The sequence below is a fragment of the Aeromonas sp. WP2-W18-CRE-05 genome (assembly GCF_014168615.1).
Lineage (GTDB): Bacteria > Pseudomonadota > Gammaproteobacteria > Enterobacterales > Aeromonadaceae > Aeromonas > Aeromonas caviae.
Map to the genome: position 1 here is coordinate 349,205 of NZ_AP021917.1, position 14,599 is coordinate 363,803.

Annotated in this window: 14 protein-coding genes; 7 read left to right on the top strand and 7 right to left on the bottom strand. The window is 65.5% G+C overall.

Going from position 1 to position 14,599, the window contains the following annotated elements; all coding sequences use genetic code 11:
- Positions 1–92: 92 nt before the first annotated feature.
- Entirely contained in the window at positions 93–1,757 is a 1,665-nt protein-coding gene (locus H7R73_RS01695) for a DUF342 domain-containing protein (RefSeq protein ID WP_042864529.1), read from the bottom strand.
- Between the two features lie 394 nt (positions 1,758–2,151).
- Between H7R73_RS01695 and H7R73_RS01700 the strand changes: the two genes are divergently transcribed.
- Complete coding sequence (locus H7R73_RS01700; RefSeq protein ID WP_103259400.1) at positions 2,152–2,667, top strand: metal-dependent hydrolase; 516 nt, start codon at positions 2,152–2,154, stop codon at positions 2,665–2,667.
- On the opposite strand, the gene H7R73_RS01705 is transcribed toward H7R73_RS01700, so the two are convergent.
- Together H7R73_RS01705 and H7R73_RS01710 are read right to left on the bottom strand one after the other, a co-directional pair.
- Positions 2,664–3,839 carry a molybdopterin-binding protein gene (locus H7R73_RS01705; protein WP_103259401.1) on the bottom strand — a complete coding sequence of 392 codons (1,176 nt, stop codon included), beginning with the start codon at positions 3,837–3,839 and terminating at the stop codon, positions 2,664–2,666. The two genes, H7R73_RS01700 and H7R73_RS01705, sit on opposite strands and share 4 nt — an antisense overlap.
- A 28-nt stretch (positions 3,840–3,867) precedes the next feature.
- Entirely contained in the window at positions 3,868–5,112 is a 1,245-nt protein-coding gene (locus H7R73_RS01710; protein WP_182951455.1) for an HD-GYP domain-containing protein, read from the bottom strand.
- Positions 5,113–5,256: 144 nt separating this feature from the next.
- On the opposite strand from H7R73_RS01710, the gene metA reads away from it, so the two are divergent.
- Positions 5,257–6,204 carry a homoserine O-acetyltransferase MetA gene (metA, locus tag H7R73_RS01715; RefSeq protein WP_010672713.1) on the top strand — a complete coding sequence of 316 codons (948 nt, stop codon included), beginning with the start codon at positions 5,257–5,259 and terminating at the stop codon, positions 6,202–6,204.
- A gap of 6 nt (positions 6,205–6,210) precedes the next feature.
- Here the strand turns inward: metA and H7R73_RS01720 are convergent, their stop codons facing one another.
- Positions 6,211–6,729, bottom strand: a complete 519-nt coding sequence (locus H7R73_RS01720) for a phosphatase domain-containing protein (RefSeq protein ID WP_182951456.1) — start codon at positions 6,727–6,729, stop codon at positions 6,211–6,213.
- A gap of 149 nt (positions 6,730–6,878) precedes the next feature.
- Between H7R73_RS01720 and H7R73_RS01725 the strand changes: the two genes are divergently transcribed.
- The gene (locus tag H7R73_RS01725) at positions 6,879–7,349 is read left to right on the top strand and encodes an Lrp/AsnC family transcriptional regulator (protein ID WP_010672715.1); all 471 of its coding nucleotides are present in this window, start codon (positions 6,879–6,881) and stop codon (positions 7,347–7,349) included.
- A 55-nt stretch (positions 7,350–7,404) separates the two neighbouring features.
- Here the strand turns inward: H7R73_RS01725 and H7R73_RS01730 are convergent, their stop codons facing one another.
- Positions 7,405–9,369: an LTA synthase family protein gene (locus H7R73_RS01730; protein WP_103259404.1), complete on the bottom strand. Its 1,965-nt coding sequence runs from the start codon at positions 9,367–9,369 to the stop codon at positions 7,405–7,407.
- A 257-nt stretch (positions 9,370–9,626) separates the two neighbouring features.
- On the opposite strand from H7R73_RS01730, the gene H7R73_RS01735 reads away from it, so the two are divergent.
- Together H7R73_RS01735 and H7R73_RS01740 are read left to right on the top strand one after the other, a co-directional pair.
- On the top strand, positions 9,627–9,905 hold the full coding sequence (locus tag H7R73_RS01735) for a DUF2442 domain-containing protein (RefSeq protein WP_041214353.1): 279 nt from the start codon (positions 9,627–9,629) through the stop codon (positions 9,903–9,905).
- A 117-nt stretch (positions 9,906–10,022) separates the two neighbouring features.
- Positions 10,023–11,639: an alpha-amylase family protein gene (locus H7R73_RS01740; RefSeq protein ID WP_103259405.1), complete on the top strand. Its 1,617-nt coding sequence runs from the start codon at positions 10,023–10,025 to the stop codon at positions 11,637–11,639.
- A 55-nt stretch (positions 11,640–11,694) separates the two neighbouring features.
- Here H7R73_RS01740 and H7R73_RS01745 read toward each other — a convergent pair whose 3' ends face one another.
- Together H7R73_RS01745 and H7R73_RS01750 are read right to left on the bottom strand one after the other, a co-directional pair.
- Entirely contained in the window at positions 11,695–12,225 is a 531-nt protein-coding gene (locus H7R73_RS01745; RefSeq protein ID WP_039039793.1) for an MgtC/SapB family protein, read from the bottom strand.
- Between the two features lie 24 nt (positions 12,226–12,249).
- Positions 12,250–13,692 carry a RimK family protein gene (locus H7R73_RS01750; protein ID WP_048208957.1) on the bottom strand — a complete coding sequence of 481 codons (1,443 nt, stop codon included), beginning with the start codon at positions 13,690–13,692 and terminating at the stop codon, positions 12,250–12,252.
- A gap of 187 nt (positions 13,693–13,879) precedes the next feature.
- On the opposite strand from H7R73_RS01750, the gene H7R73_RS01755 reads away from it, so the two are divergent.
- Positions 13,880–14,353: a GNAT family N-acetyltransferase gene (locus H7R73_RS01755; RefSeq protein ID WP_124244417.1), complete on the top strand. Its 474-nt coding sequence runs from the start codon at positions 13,880–13,882 to the stop codon at positions 14,351–14,353.
- Positions 14,350–14,586: a DUF3624 domain-containing protein gene (locus tag H7R73_RS01760; RefSeq protein WP_041212265.1), complete on the top strand. Its 237-nt coding sequence runs from the start codon at positions 14,350–14,352 to the stop codon at positions 14,584–14,586. Before H7R73_RS01755 ends, H7R73_RS01760 begins: the two co-directional genes overlap by 4 nt.
- Positions 14,587–14,599 lie beyond the last annotated feature (13 nt).

A 14,599-nucleotide genomic window follows, 5' to 3' on the forward strand; every position in this document is an offset into this window, starting at 1 on the left:
CCGGCCCGCCCGATGGGGCCATGGGGAGGCCGAGTGTAGCGAAAATCGCCGCCGGGATCACGCCGCCTGCCGACGCGGGGGCACGTTGCCCCTCAGCGCTGGCCCTGGTAGGGGGTCAGTTGCAGCTGATCTTCCCGGATGGCGAAGTGGATGGGGCCGTGCTCGATGTCGACCCTGTTGTGGTGGTGGGCCATCTCCACCTCGACGCCGGGGAAGAGGCGCTGGGTGGCGATGATGTCCATGTTGGCCATGAGCGCCTGCAGCTCCCGCTGCGCCTCGGCGAGCTGCTCGTCCAGGCTCTTGCTCTCGTCGAACTGGCGGGTGCGCAGCGCCTTGATCTTCTGCAGGGTCTCGGGATTGCGCTTGTCACGGGGCAGTTGCAGCAGACGCAGGATGAGATCCTGCAGCTTGTCTATCTGCTCGGCGCAGGTCTGTTTGCGCTGGCGCAGCGCCAGCTCCTGCTCCTTCTGGCTGAAATAGCCACCGAGGATCTGCAACCGGGTCCGGTTGGCCGCCGAGGCTCCGAGCACCGGGGCCATGATGAGCCGATTGGCGATGTTGATGCCGCCGATGAGGTGCCCCTTGCGCATGGCGCTGTCTCCCACCTTGAGATCCTGGCCGCTGCGGCAATAGCAGTGACTGAGCTGGCTCAGGATATGGATGTCGCCATCGGCCTCCAGCCTGGCGTACTGGGCATAGCTGGCGTGGATCTCCCCCCCGGCGTTGAGGTGGCAGAGGTATTCGTCGTCCGCCAGCTTGCGCCCTATGATGCCGTTGCGCACCGTGATGGTGCCGCCGGATTCGATGTAGCCGCCCTCGACGAAGCCGCCGATCACCACGTCACCGCTGGTCTTGACGCGCATGCCGGGCATGACGTCCCCGGTGACCAGCAGGGATCCCTCGAACTCGACGTGACCGTGGCGGATGTCGACCTGCTTGACGTTGAGCACCTCGTCGACCCGCATCCCGGCACGCTCCTGACAGGGGAGCCCCGGGCGGGTCGCCAGCAGCAGGTCCGGGTCCTCGGGGGAGAGGCAGGTGCCGTCACCCGGCGTCATGGCGCTCTCCTTGCCGTGGCGGGCGGTCAGGGTCTGGCCCGTCACGGTGAAGCCGTCGATGCCCTGGGTGGCGGGGTGCCTGCGCATCAGCAACGCCCCCGCCTTGACGGTGAGCAGGGTGCCGAGGTCGCGCATGTCCACCTTGCCGTGATCCCGCTCCTGGGGTTTGAGGATCCGCTCGGCTGCGGTCTCCACCAGCCGCTCCAGGCGGGTATCCAGGCCGTGCCTGGCGGCCTTGCCGAGGGCGATGACGGGATTGAGCTGGGCACCGGGGGCCGCCTCACCCGCTGCCTGGATGGCGGCGGCAAGCAGTCGCTCGCTCACCCCCTGCTTGACCGTGCTGGCCGCCAGGGCCTCCTGCAACCGGGCCAGGGTCAGGGGCTGGCCGCCCCAGTCCGCGGTGATCTGCGCCCTGGCGCTCATCTGGTCCTTGTCCACCTGGATGAGCAGCCTGGCATCCTGGCGCCGGGCAATGGGGACTGGCGGATGGGCGGGGGCATCCGGCTCTGCGATGAGGGCGTTGAGCAGGGTGACGGCTTCGCGGATCCCCTCGCCGAGGGGTTCGTAGCGCCGACAGTTGGAGAGTCGCAGCAGGGCCAGGACGTCGCTTTCCTGGATGGGCTCGGTGAGGCCCGGGGTGATGCGCAGGCAGACATAGCTCATGTCGGCCGACAGCTGAAACCACGCTTTGCTTAACACCGGGCCCTCCTTCGTTGTCCCTGTCCGGTTTGCCCCATGCCGGGGCCTCTCCTTGCCGGCATCCAATGCCGCCGGGGCGGATCCAACGCGCAGTATTCGGGTATTTTTCCTTCCGGGTCAACGATCTGAATGCAAATGGGTGAGCCGGGTTGAGGAAATATCGGCTGACGGGAGAGGGGCAGAGCCGGCCATGCCATGGGCTCCATTGCAGTTTTTTAGCGCAATATGCTGACTTTTTATGCTTTCGCTATCCAGAGTGTCCATCACGTTGAGGGAGGCGATGCAAATCACCTTGCCAGGCAGGAAGAGAAGGATTTTAATCTGCCGCCGCCTCAGGGCGAGGACCCTGGTCGCCACCGATCAGCCCCTTTTTCTGTCCAACCGAACGAGCCCCATGACCGCCCAAGGCCACCTGCTGTTTTCCGTCACCTGCGTCCTGCTTGCCCACAAGGTCGGGCTGACTCCGGCCCTGGCCGATGCCAGCCTGTGGCACATCGTCCCCATGGCCCTGGTGAGCGCCCTGCTGCCGGATCTCGATCACCCCTGCTCCCTGCTCGGGCGGCAACTGCCCTGGATCTCGGGGCCGCTCTCCCGGCTGTTCGGCCATCGCGGTTTCACCCACAGCCTGCTGGCGGTGGGGATGGGGGTCTGGGGGCTGGCCCAGGTGGAAGCCCCCTGGTTGCTGTCGGGGGCGGTGAAGGATGCCCTCATCGTGGGCTATCTCAGCCATCTGCTGGGGGACTGGCTCACCCCCATGGGCATTCCCCTGCTCTGGCCCTGGCGTCGGCGCTTTCGCCTGCCCTGCCTGCCCCTCAAGAGCGGCGGGGGCTACGAGAGGGCCTTCTGCCTGCTGACCCTGGCGCTCGCCGGGTACTGGGTCCATGGCGGCGCAGGCTTGGCTCACTTCTAGCCCCGGGCGCCCTCCTGGCATCTGGCCGTTCGGGTCAGGGTGAGGTAATCGGCGAGCACCGGCAGCCCCAGCAGGTGGCGGCGCAGCATGTCGAGGGCGGCGAAGGCGAGGATCCGGCGACCGCTCGCGGGATCCGGGTGGCTGACCCTGAGCGTCTGGCCGTGCAGTTGCCCGTCGGCGCAGAGCAGCAGCGGCACGCCGTCCGGCCCGGCACGGCCTATGGTGAGGCTCAGGGGGGCGGCGGGCACCGCCAGTTGAGTCAGATCGTCGCTCAGGGTGTGGCTGAAGCCGGCGGTCAGGGCCGGGTGCCCGTGACACATGGCCAGCAGGGCGCCCCGGCTCTCCCCTTCTTGCAGGTGCAGCGACCGCTCCCCCAGCAGGGCCAGGATCTGGCTGGCAGGCGCCTCGTTGCCACGCCCCACCAGCCAGGGGGCGATGGCCGCAAGCAGCCTCGCCTCGGCGGCGTCCATGTCGGCGGTGCTGGCACCGTGGCCGATGAGCTTGAGCTCGATGAGAGGCATGGAGGAGCGGTAGCCCAGCTCGATGCCGGCAGGCCAGGGGGCCGCATCCAGCATGTCGCTGAGGGCGGACTCCGAGACGCCGAAGGTGTAGAAACGGCGCAGCTCGGTGTCGGTCTCTTCCCCGGCCAGCACCTTGAGGCGGGGCATGATCTGTTCGCGCACCATCTGCTTGAATTCGAACGGCACGCCCGGGGTGAAGAAGAGCCGGCTCTGGCCGTGGCTGGCCGGGTGGCAGACCACAAAGCCGCAGGCGGTGCCCACCGGGTTGTCGAGGATCTCGCAGTCCCGGGGCAGCCAGGCCTGCTTGGTGTTGCTCCGTGCCATGGTGCGGCCCCGGCTGGCATAGCGTTCGGCCATGGTGGCGAGCCAGCCCGGGAACAGGGTCAGGGGCTGGTCAAACGCCTCGGCCGCGGCCTGGGCGGTGAGGTCGTCCGCCGTGGGGCCGAGCCCCCCGCACACCAGTACCACCTCGGCGCGGTTGGCGCTCTCCTGCAGCACGGCTGTCAGATCCGCGAGGTTGTCCCCCACGGTGGCGCGGCGGCGCACCTGCCAGCCCTGCTCCAGCAAGAGGGCGCTGAGCCAGGCGGCATTGGTGTCCACCACCAGGCCGGTCACTATCTCGTCGCCTGTGCTGATGATCTCGATGCGCATGGGGACTCCTTGGGTGGGGCCAGCCCTCTCAGGGCTTGCCGTGTTCGAAGTAGTAGCTGATCCGGGTGCGGGGGTTGAGGTATTCGAACACCGCCGGGGGCAGGCGTTTGGGCTGGATCACCTTGGCGATGGTCAGCCCGGCCGCGTCGAGGTCGATGATGGCCGCCTCCTGGCGCGGAATGCGGGGGTCGTATACCAGCACGGCGGGGTAGAGCAGGCGGGAGGCGTTGACCGACATCACCAGCCCCACCTGGCCGTTGGAGAGCTGCACCACGCTGCCCGGGGGATAGACCCCCATCAGCCGGATCAGCATGCCGAGGTGATCGGCGTTGAACTGGGACTTGCGCTGCTTGTAGAGGCTGCCGAGGGCCGCGTAGGGCACCTTGGCCTCCAGGTGGCAGAGGTTGTCGTACTCGTTGATGAGGGAGACGATCTGGGTGAGGGGATCGAGCTGATCCCCCTTGAGCCCCTGGGGGCCGGTGCCGTCCAGATACTCGTGGTGGTTCTGCACTATCTGCTTGGCCGCTTCCGGAAAATCGCTGACCAGCCCCAGCAGTTCCAGGCCGTAGCGGGGATGCTGGGCCATCAGGTTCTGCTCCGGCTTGGTCAGCGGCTCCGTCTTGCGCAGGATCTGGCTCGGGATCCTCAGCTTGCCGATGTCGTGGAACAGGGCCCCCATGCCGACCTGGCGGATCGCCTCGGCCGGCAACTTGCACTCCCGGGCGAGCAGCATGCTGAGCACGCTGACGTTGAGGGAGTGAAACTGCAGGCTGTTGCCATCATCGCTGTCGGAGACCAGGTGCAGCACCATCTCGTCCACCGAGAGGAGCTGCTCCGTCATGGCGTTGATCAGCTCCTGGGCCTCGCTGATGGCGTTGAGGGGGCGGGACTGGATCTTGCCCATGAGGTTGCGCACCTGGGCCAGGGATTGGCGGAATTGTTTCTCGCACTGCTGCAGGTCGCGGCGATAGCGCTGCAACTGCTCGATGCGCCGCAGTTTCTCCTGCTGCATCTCCTCCTGGCGGGCGAGGAGACCCTCTCCCTCAACCTCATCTGCCTGGGGCTGGGTCTGGCCGAGGGGCTTGGGCGGCGTGTCGCTCTTGTCGGGAATGATGGTCACCAGCTTGAGGCCAAGGCGACGAATAAGCTCGATCTCCTCCTCGCTCTTGAGCTTGAAGCTGGAGAACAGAAACGGGTGCTCACGCCATCCCAAAGGCAGGGAGACATAATTGCCGACTTGCAGCCGTTCTACGGAGATCTTGATTCCTGTCATGGGGTTGGGCACGAGGGACACACTGAGCCGTATGCTAGTCAAAGGGCGGGGTGAATACAAAAGGTATCTGATGACAGCGGGAGCGCTTTGTTATAGGCTTCTAGATGTCCAGACATATTTACCGATGCAGTACAGGGAGTCAGCATGCCGATCAAGATCCCGGACCAGTTGCCCGCCGCCGAAGTGCTGGGGCAGGAGAACATCTTCGTGATGACGGAATCCCGGGCCGTCACCCAGAACATCCGCCCGCTGCGGGTGCTCATCCTCAATCTGATGCCCAAGAAGATAGAAACCGAGATCCAGCTGATGCGGATGCTCTCCAACTCGCCCTTGCAGGTGGACGTGGATCTGTTGCGCATCGACGATCGGGAGTCGAAAAACACGCCCCAGGCGCACCTGGAGAACTTCTATCACGACTTCGAGCAGGTGAGAGGCAACAACTACGACGGCATGATCATCACGGGGGCGCCGCTCGGGCTGGTAGAGTTCGAGGAGGTGGTCTATTGGCCCCGCATCGTCGAGATCATCGAGTGGTCCCATCAGCATGTCACCTCCACCCTCTTCCTCTGCTGGGCGGTGCAGGCGGCGCTGAAAGCCTTGTACGGCATGGAGAAACAGACCCACGGCGAGAAGCTCTCCGGGGTCTATCGCCACCACCGCCTCGACGAGCACGAGGCGCTGCTGCGCGGCTTCGATGACGAATTCGTGGCGCCCCACTCCCGCTATGCGGCCTTCGACGGGGATCTCATCCGCGCCCACACCGATCTGCAGATCTTCGCCGAGTCGGAAGAGGCGGGCGTCTATCTGGCCGCCACCAAGGATTGTCGCCAGGTGTTCGTCACCGGCCATCCGGAATATGACGCCCTGACCCTGGATGGGGAATACCGGCGGGATCTGGCGGCCGGGCTCACCCCCGTCATTCCGGTCAACTATTACCCGAACAACGACCCGAGCCAGACCCCGCGCGCCACCTGGCGTAGCCACGGTCACCTGCTGTTTTCCAACTGGCTCAACTATTACGTCTACCAGTTGACCAGCTACAAGGTGGAAGACATCGGCAAGGTGTTTACCTACCAGCAGCCCAAGGGATAGAGCCCATCAGTCCGCCCCGGCCAGCCGCCGCCCACGGGTATCGAGCCAGTGACGGTGGCAGGCCAGGGTGAAGGCCCGTGGCCGTCTGGCCCGGATGAGGGTCATGGCCTCCTGCTGGGGCAGCCCCTGGGTCATCAGCAGCAGGGCGGCCGCAAGCCCGGTACGCCCGCTTCCTCCGTGGCAGTGAATGGCCAGGTGCCGTCCCTCGCGCAGCAGGGCGAGCAGTCGGAGTTGCACCCCGGGCCAGGCCTGTTCGAAGGCGGCATCCGGTGCCTCGTCATCCGCAATGGGCAGATGGAACCAGCTCATGCCTCTGGCCTGCACCAGCTGCCCGAGAGAGAGGGACCCGCACAGGGCCAGCTCCTCCTCCGTCATCAGGGTCAGCACCCCGCCGGCACCGGCCAGCTGCAACTGGGCAAGGGCGTGGGCCATGGGGACTTGCTGGCTGCCGGGGCAGGGGGTGAGCAGGAGCTGGCCGTCGAGCCGTGGAACGTCCAGGCTCCAGAAGGGATGGGCATTGAGCATGGGGTTCCTCGTGGTGGTCGGGATCAACGGGATGGGCATCCCGCGGGTGCGGCACAGCATAGAGGGGCCGGAGGCGATGTCAATCTGCGTTGTGTTCGGCCCGGTTTACGGGCAGAGTCTAAAAAAATCGAGCGATGCAAGGAGTAGAGATGAGAAACCTGGATCAACTGGACTTGGACATCCTGGCCCATCTGTTTCGCGATGCGGGCATGACCAACAAGGATTTGGCGGCCCTGGTCGGGGTGGCGCCGTCCACCTGTCTGGAGCGGGTGCGCAAGCTGCAGCAGGATGGCGTGCTCAAGGGGGCGCACTGCGAGGTGGATTACCAGGCCCTGGGCGGTCACATCCAGGCCATGGTCTCCCTGCAACTGGCCCGTCACAGCCGCCAGATCATCGATGCGTTTCGCGACGCCATCCTGGCCCTGCCCGAGGTGATCAGCCTGTTCCACATGGGCGGCAAGGATGATTTCCTGGTGCACCTGTGCGTCTCCGATACCGAACACCTGCGCAATTTCGTCTTCGATCACTTCACCTCCCGGGAAGAGGTGGTGCACCTCGAGACCTCCCTGGTGTTCGAGCACAGGTTCAGCCGCTCGCTTCCCTGCTTCCCCCACCCCTGACGGGGCGAGCCGCAAGAAAAAACCGCCCGAGGGCGGTTTTTTTGTGGGCGGTTCCTCAGTTGAGAGCCAGCCGGCTGTCCTGCGCCGTCCGGTAGAGCCCCTGCTGATAGGCCAGGCTGCCCCACAGGACCAGCCCCAGGGCGGCATCCTTCATGGCGCCCGGCTGCGGCGCCGGGGTGAGCGTCTCGGTCGCATCCTCGTAGATGAAGCCTTCCGGCGCCCGCTCGGGCTGCAGGATCACCACATCCTTGCCACGCATCAGGGCGAAGTTCTTGTCGTACTGCATGATGGCGCGTCCCGGCCAGTCGGCGGGCATGCGGGTGAGATCCTTGCCCAGCATGGGGTAGTCGGCACTGATGCCCATGAGGGAGAGCAGGGTCGGGGCCATGTCGATCTGGCTGACGATGCGGGGGTCCTTTCTCGGTGCTATGCCGTCCCCCAGGATGACCCCCGGGATATGGAAGCGGGGGATGGGCACCAGGCTGGCTCCCCCGACCCGGCTGTCGTGATCGGCGATGACCAGGAACAGGGTGTCCTTCCAGTAGTCCGATGCCCTGGCCTTCTTGAAGAACTCGCCGACGGCGTAGTCCGCGTACTTGGCGGCGTTGTTGCGGGTCTGCTTGGGCTGCTCGTACAGGGCGATGCGGTTGTCGGGGAATTCGAAGGGATCGTGGTTGCTGGAGCTGAACACCAGGCTGAAGAAGGGTTTGCCCTCCTTGTGCAGCGCCGCGAAGGTCTCGTTGGCCTTGGCCATCAGATCTTCATCCGAGGCGCCCCAGGATCCCTCGAACACCGGGTTCTTGAAGTCCTTCTGCTCGACGATGGTGGTGAAGCCGTTGCCGAGGAAGAAGCTGCGCATGTTGTCGAAGTGGCTCTCGCCGCCATAGATGAAGCTGGTGTCATAGCCTCGCTGCTTGAGCAGGTCGGCGATGGTGAAGAAGTTGGTCTGGCTCTTGCCGAGCTTGACCACGGCCTGGGCCGGGGTCGGCGTGAAGCCGGTGAGCACCGCCTCGATGCCGCGTACCGAACGGGTACCGGTGGCGTAGAGCTGCTCGAACGCCCAACCCTCTTTCGACAAGGCATCGATGTTCGGGGTGAGCGGCAGGCCGCCGAGGGAGCCGACGAACTGGGCCCCCAGACTCTCTTGCAGCAGGATCACCAGGTTTTTGGGCTTGCCCTGGTAGCTGGCCGTGTTGAAGGTCTGGCTCGGCAGATCGGCAGAGGTAAAATCGCCGAGAGGGCGACCGCTCTCCTCGCGGACTATGTCGAGTACCTGATGGTCAGCCATCTTGCCGTAAAACTGGCTGGCATCCTCCTCGGCCCCCATCTGCTTGATGGCAAAGAAGAGGGAGTAGGCGGAGTTGACGGTGAGGGCGTTGACCAGGGGATCGTCGGCAAAGGCCACCATGGCCGGGTTCAGGGCGCGATGGCCGAGACTGGAGCGGGCGCCGAGGAAGCCGACGGCGAGGATCAGCAGGGCGAAGGCGGGGCGCCAGTACCAGCGGGGGAAGCTTAGGTCACGCACCAGGCGGCCGCTCAGCCACCAGCCACCGCCCAGCACGGCGCCGCTGAAGATCACGGCCAGCAGCAGCTCGCCCTTGCGGCCAGCCCACAGCATGGAGAGCACCTCCTTCGGATAGATGAGGTACTCCACATAGAGGCGGTTGGGGCGTACCCCGTATTCGGTGACGAAGGCGGGAGTGGAGATCTCGAGAAAGAGCATCAGCCAGAGCCCCAGGGTGAGCCAGATCCGGATAAGCTGCATCCAGAGCCGCCCCGGTGCGTGGGGCCCGGCCAGCAACTGGGTCAAGACGGCGGGTACGCCCCAGACCCAGCAGAGGGTGGCAGCGTCGACGCGAATGCCTTGCAGCAGCATCTCCTGCCAGCCAGAGACGGCATCCACCCGTTCCAGTTGCCAGAGCCCCAGGCCAAGGCGGCTGACGGTCAGGGAGATGAGCGCGATCAATGAAAAGACGGCGATGGGCCAAACCGGTCCCAGCCATTGTCTGATGGTGGTCATATTGTTCCTGCAAACCTGTTTGCGCCCAGTCCCCGGACGCATTGTTGTTATGGTGCAGGAGTATGACAGTGGCGCCTGGCAAAGGTTGCATGGGCATGGGGTATACATTGAAAAGTTGGCACGTTTTATGATTTTTTGTGACGGGATGCAGGGTTCGAAGAGAGCATAAAACGCTGGGAAAACTGTGATCCTGCTGGCACATCGAGACAAGGGTCGTGCCTATAATGGCGCCGAATTTCTCAATCGGAGCCGAAGGGATGCCGGTCTTCATCGATGTGGAATATATGCAGGGCTGGTCTTTGTTCGTGGTGCTCTCCGACGGCACCACAGGCGTGCTGGATCTCACCCCCTGGCGCGGCCAGCCGCTGTTTGCGGCCATGGAGACCGAGCGTCGCTTCGCCCGTGTCTTCATCGATGATCGCCATCAACTGGCGTGGCCCACGGGCTTCACCCTGGCGGCCCACGAGGTCTACCACCTGATCCTGCCCATCGACGAGCGCGCCGCCTTCCCCGATCGCAACATGCATCGATTCTGACATGCTAACTCGTTGAGTCAGGTAACGTTTTCAGTCACAGACCCGCGTCGGTCAGGTCGATATCATGACCCCAGTGCGGCGCTTTGGGCGCCCATCCACCACAGCGGGAACATAACAATGAAACAAGGAACGTTGCGTCGTGGCGGCCTCATCGGGGCCGCCCTGTTACTGACGGCTTGCGGCAGCGGGGGAGGCGGTGGCAGCAGTGACCCCCAGCCTCCGGTGGTCAATCCGCCCCCCGCGTCGGCCAGCCGCGCCTGCTACGGCAATGATCAGCCAGCCTGCAACCTGCGCACCTACCAGGTGATGGTGGAGTCCTTCGTCGACGGCGACGGCAGCGCCAACTACGGCGTCGGCTACGGCCCCTCCCGGCACAACGGCGATCTGCAGGGGATCATCGACAGCCTCGACCACATCAAGAGCCTCAACGTCAACGCCATCTGGCTCACTCCGGTGTTTGACTCCTGCGCCGGCCAGGCCGGGGACGACCGGCTGGATGCCACCGGCTACTTCGCCTGCGACTTCTTCAACGTGGATCCCAACTTCGGCAGCAACGCCCAGCTCAAGCAACTGGTGGACGGGGCGCACCAGCGCGGGCTCTATGTCTTCCTCGACGGGGTGTTCGGCCACGTCAACAAGGTGGGGGTGAGCAAGCCTTCACCAGAGGGGCGGCTGCCTGCCCTCAAGAGCGGCGGCGCAGGCTACCCGGGCCAACTGGTGGATTACGGCCAGCCCGAGAGTCTGGCCTACTTCAAGGAGGTGGCCCGTTACTGGGTCGAGCAGTACGGCATCGACGGCTGGCGCCTCGATCAGGCTTATCAGTTGGGGCTGGATGACTGGCGCGCCATTCGCAGCGAGGTGACCCAGGCCAGCGCGGCGCGCAAGGCCGCCGGCCAGCAGTGGGGCACCCTCGGCTACATGGTGGGGGAAGTGTGGAAGGGCGCCGACGAGATCCGCGCCCAGGCCTATGGCCCGAGCGACAACCCGGCGCTCTCTTCGGCGTTCGACTTCCCCCTGCGCTACGGCCTGGTACAGGCGCTGGCGGTGGAAGAGTCCGGCAAAGGCGGGCAGGGGGCCAGCGTGCTCGACGCCAGCTGGAACAAGGTGGAGAACTACCCGGACCATGCCATGCCCAACCTGATGCTGGGCAACCACGATCTGGTGCGCTTCGGCGATCTGCTGGAGCGGGGCAACTTCAATGGGGCGGACTACTGGCAGCGCCACAAGGCGGCCTTCAGCTTCATGGCCGCCCGCTCCGGTCCCATTACCTTCTACTATGGCGAGGAGTTTGGCGACGAGGTGCCTGGCTTTGCCAGTCAGGTGGGGGGCGACTGTGCGGCCCAGGGGCTCTGCGATGATCACGTGGCCCGCAGCGATGGCAAGGTTCCCGGTGTCACCGGCTTCGTGCCGAGCAGCGAGCAGGCCGAGCTCAAGCAGTGGCTGAGCGATCTGCTGGCCTTGCGCGCCGGGCACCCGGCCCTCTATCAGGGGGAGCGGGTCAAGCTGGTGGCCGAGGGGAGCGTCTATGGCGACATCAAGCAGACGGCGGGTGAGCAAGTAGTCTACCTGCTCAACGTCTCCACCACGCCCCAGAGCTACGCCGTGCCGGTCGGCAAGCTGCGCAGCGGCAGCGCCCTGGTGGATCTGCAGAGCGGCGAAAACCTGGCCATCGGTGGCAGCAGCGTGACGGTGGACTTGCCACCCCTCACTGGCCGCTTCCTGCTGGTGCGCTGAGGGAGGCAGACAACAGAAAGGGCTCCATGATGGAGCCCTTTTTCATGGTGGCGGCTTACTTCTCGATGCCGCTGCCCAGATCGTCCCGGCGGGAAGAGACCGAGGGCTCGGCCCCGTGGCGCCAGTGTTCCAGCCTGTTGTGCACCCCGCGGCGCAGGCTCTTGAAGCTGGCTTCCAGATAGTCCACCCCCACCAGGATGGAGAGGGTGACGACGGTGAGCAGCAGCGCCTGATGCAGCATGTCCATGCCGATGAGGGCGCCGAGGGCGGCCAGCATCCAGATGGCGGCGGCGGAGGTCACCCCCAGCACCTGACCATCCCGGGTCATCATCACCCCGGCCCCGAGAAAGCCGACCCCGGTGATGAGCTGACCCAGCACCCGCGCCTGATCGGCGCCCTGAGGGCTGACGGCGGCGCCGATGGCGAGAAAACAGTAGGTGCCGAGCACGATGAGGGAAGAGGTGCGGATCCCCACCGGCTTGCCGCGAAGCTGCCGCTCCAGCCCCACCAGGGTGCCACACACCAGACAGACCAGGATGTTCTCCCAGCCAAGGGGCGCGATGTCCCACCACTGCATTGTCATCATATCCACCTCTGCTCGCGATGCTTGTTATCCTGTCGCGCTCTGCCCCCGGTTCTCCAGCCGCTGGCGGAAGGCCCGGGCGAGGCGCTCGTAGAGGTCCTTTGCCTCCCTGTCTTCAATATCGCCACGTATCCAGGGGTTGTCGATGATTTCCAGCAACACGCAGCCCTGACCCTGCTGGCGCAGATCCACCCCGAACAGGCCGTTGCCGAGCTGGTGCACGGCGCGGCGGGCGGTTTGCAGCACCCGCTCCGGCACGTCGCTGAGGGGCAGCGCCTCGATGCGGCTCATGTCGAGGGGGTGTTTGCGGCGACGGATGCGGTTGCCGGGTTCGGGTCGGTAGCGGCGGCAGGCGAACAGCGGCGAGCCGTCGAGAAAGCCGATGCGCCAGTCGAACTCGGCAGGGATCCGGCTCTGGACCAGCAGCAGGGCGGAGCGGGCCAGCCCCTCATCCAGCAGGCGGGCGAGCTGGATGTCATCGCTGGCCATGGCGAGGTCGCGCCCCTGGGCGCCGTCGGGGATCTTCACCATCAGTGGCAGACCGAGGCGCTGCACCAGTTCGTCCACATGCTGGCGGCCGCGGCGGGTCACGACGGTGGTGGGGGGCATGGGCACGCCGCTGCGCACCATCAGCTCGTAGAGATAGAGCTTGTTGCTGCAGGCGAGGATGGCACGGGAGCTGTCGATGACCGGCATCTTGAGCTGCTCGGCGCGGCGGGCAAACTCGAAGGTGTAGTGACCGACCGCGGTCTCGGCGCGCAGCCAGAGGGTGTCGAACTCCGGCAACCGCTCTATGGCCGAGGGAGGCAGGATCTCGGCCTGGATCCCCTGGGCAGCGGCCGCCTTGATGAAACGCTCCAGCGCCAGGGCATCGCTGCTGGCGCGGCCGTCGTTGGGGTCGACCAGGATGGCGAGCTGGTAACGTGGCGCCGTCTGCTCCTCGTCCCCCGTGCCCACCAGCGCCTGGGCGTGCTGCACCATCAGCGTCTTCTCGCTCGGGCTCAGCGCCAGCGGTGACAGGCTCTCCTGCTGGCGCACCGACCAGCCGTGGCGACCGCGCTTGAGGGTCAGCTCCTGCAGCGGCAACTGGCTCAGGCCGTAGTAATAGCGGGCGAGCCCCGCCAGCTCGCTCTGTTCGCACTGGCCGAAGATGGCGCGCACCCGGATCCTGTCTTCGCTCTGCTGGGCCAGCCAGCCCTGCAATTTGCGCCACAGCTTGGCGGGAGGCTGCTGGGGTTGCAGCCTGCTGATGGCCTGCAATCCCGGCAGGCAGTGGTGGCCGCGGGCCTGGGCCAGCAGGGAGCAGTAATAACCGGCCCCCAGGTGTTCCAGGCTGCGGCAGAGGTTGATGATGCGCGGACGCCCCCCTGTGGTGGGCAGACCGTGTTGCAGGTAGGTGCGGGCGGTCAGCAGATAGTCGGCATGGCAGGGCCAGTCGCCCGGCTCCTCGACGATGACATAGGTACTCATATTTTCAGGCTCCACAGAAAGGACTGCCAGAAACGGCAGGATCCCCAGTGGGCTTCGATGCACCGACAAGCACGACAATGGCGCGAGGGGAAACAAGAGGTTACAGTGCCTAATATTCTGCCTTGGTAACTTGTGATACAAGTCGCATTTCTGGTGCTGAGGATAAATAACCGAACAAGGACTCCCCGTGTTGACCGTGCGCGCCGCCCGAGCCGATGATTTGGGCGCCATCGTGAAGCTGGAACGCTACTGTTTTCCCCCCGAGGTCGCCTTCGGCCGCAGCCGCTGGCACTATCTGCTCAATCAGGCCAAGGGGCGCACCCTGCTGCTGCAAGACGAGAAGGCGCAGGTGATGGGCTATTTGAGCGTGCTGGAGCACAAAGGCTGGGATCGTCTCATCATCCAGACCCTCGCCATCCGCTGGACCGTCCGCCGTCAGGGGTGGGCACGCCGCCTGCTGGAGCAGGTGATCCGGGAAGGGCGCGAGGCCGGCTGGGGGGCGATTCGCCTCGAGGTCGCCGACGCCAACCCAGAAGCCAGGACCCTCTATCAGGGGCTGGGGTTTCGCCCCGGGGTACGGCTGCCCGATTATTACGGGCCCGGCCAGCATGCCCACCGCCTGGTGCTGGCGCTGGGGGATGAGCGGCAGGAGCCATCATGAGTTGCGAGGATTGCCTGGCCACGGCCATCAGGGCCAAGCTCGGGCGCTGCCCGGTCTGCGCCGCCCAGACCTTTCTCATCGGGGTCGTCGGCTGGCTGGTCTGGTGGTGGTGCGGCGCCGATACCTCGGTCAACGCCCTGACCGGCCTGCTGTTTGCGCTGGGGGGCTCGGGTCTCTTCCTGCTGCATCTGGCGGTGTTCGCATGGCGAAAGCTGGGGAAACGCGACATATAACGTGCTGATTTTT

Excerpts from the sequence above, each read along its gene's own strand:
- H7R73_RS01700 (WP_103259400.1), top strand. The coding sequence starts at position 2,152 with ATGACCGCCCAAGGCCACCTGCTGTTTTCCGTCACCTGCGTCCTGCTT.
- H7R73_RS01705 (WP_103259401.1), bottom strand. The coding sequence starts at position 3,839 with ATGCGCATCGAGATCATCAGCACAGGCGACGAGATAGTGACCGGCCTG.
- H7R73_RS01710 (WP_182951455.1), bottom strand. The coding sequence starts at position 5,112 with ATGACAGGAATCAAGATCTCCGTAGAACGGCTGCAAGTCGGCAATTAT.
- metA (WP_010672713.1), top strand. The coding sequence starts at position 5,257 with ATGCCGATCAAGATCCCGGACCAGTTGCCCGCCGCCGAAGTGCTGGGG.
- H7R73_RS01720 (WP_182951456.1), bottom strand. The coding sequence starts at position 6,729 with ATGCTCAATGCCCATCCCTTCTGGAGCCTGGACGTTCCACGGCTCGAC.
- H7R73_RS01725 (WP_010672715.1), top strand. The coding sequence starts at position 6,879 with ATGAGAAACCTGGATCAACTGGACTTGGACATCCTGGCCCATCTGTTT.
- H7R73_RS01730 (WP_103259404.1), bottom strand. The coding sequence starts at position 9,369 with ATGACCACCATCAGACAATGGCTGGGACCGGTTTGGCCCATCGCCGTC.
- H7R73_RS01735 (WP_041214353.1), top strand. The coding sequence starts at position 9,627 with ATGCCGGTCTTCATCGATGTGGAATATATGCAGGGCTGGTCTTTGTTC.
- H7R73_RS01740 (WP_103259405.1), top strand. The coding sequence starts at position 10,023 with ATGAAACAAGGAACGTTGCGTCGTGGCGGCCTCATCGGGGCCGCCCTG.
- H7R73_RS01745 (WP_039039793.1), bottom strand. The coding sequence starts at position 12,225 with ATGATGACAATGCAGTGGTGGGACATCGCGCCCCTTGGCTGGGAGAAC.
- H7R73_RS01750 (WP_048208957.1), bottom strand. The coding sequence starts at position 13,692 with ATGAGTACCTATGTCATCGTCGAGGAGCCGGGCGACTGGCCCTGCCAT.
- H7R73_RS01760 (WP_041212265.1), top strand. The coding sequence starts at position 14,350 with ATGAGTTGCGAGGATTGCCTGGCCACGGCCATCAGGGCCAAGCTCGGG.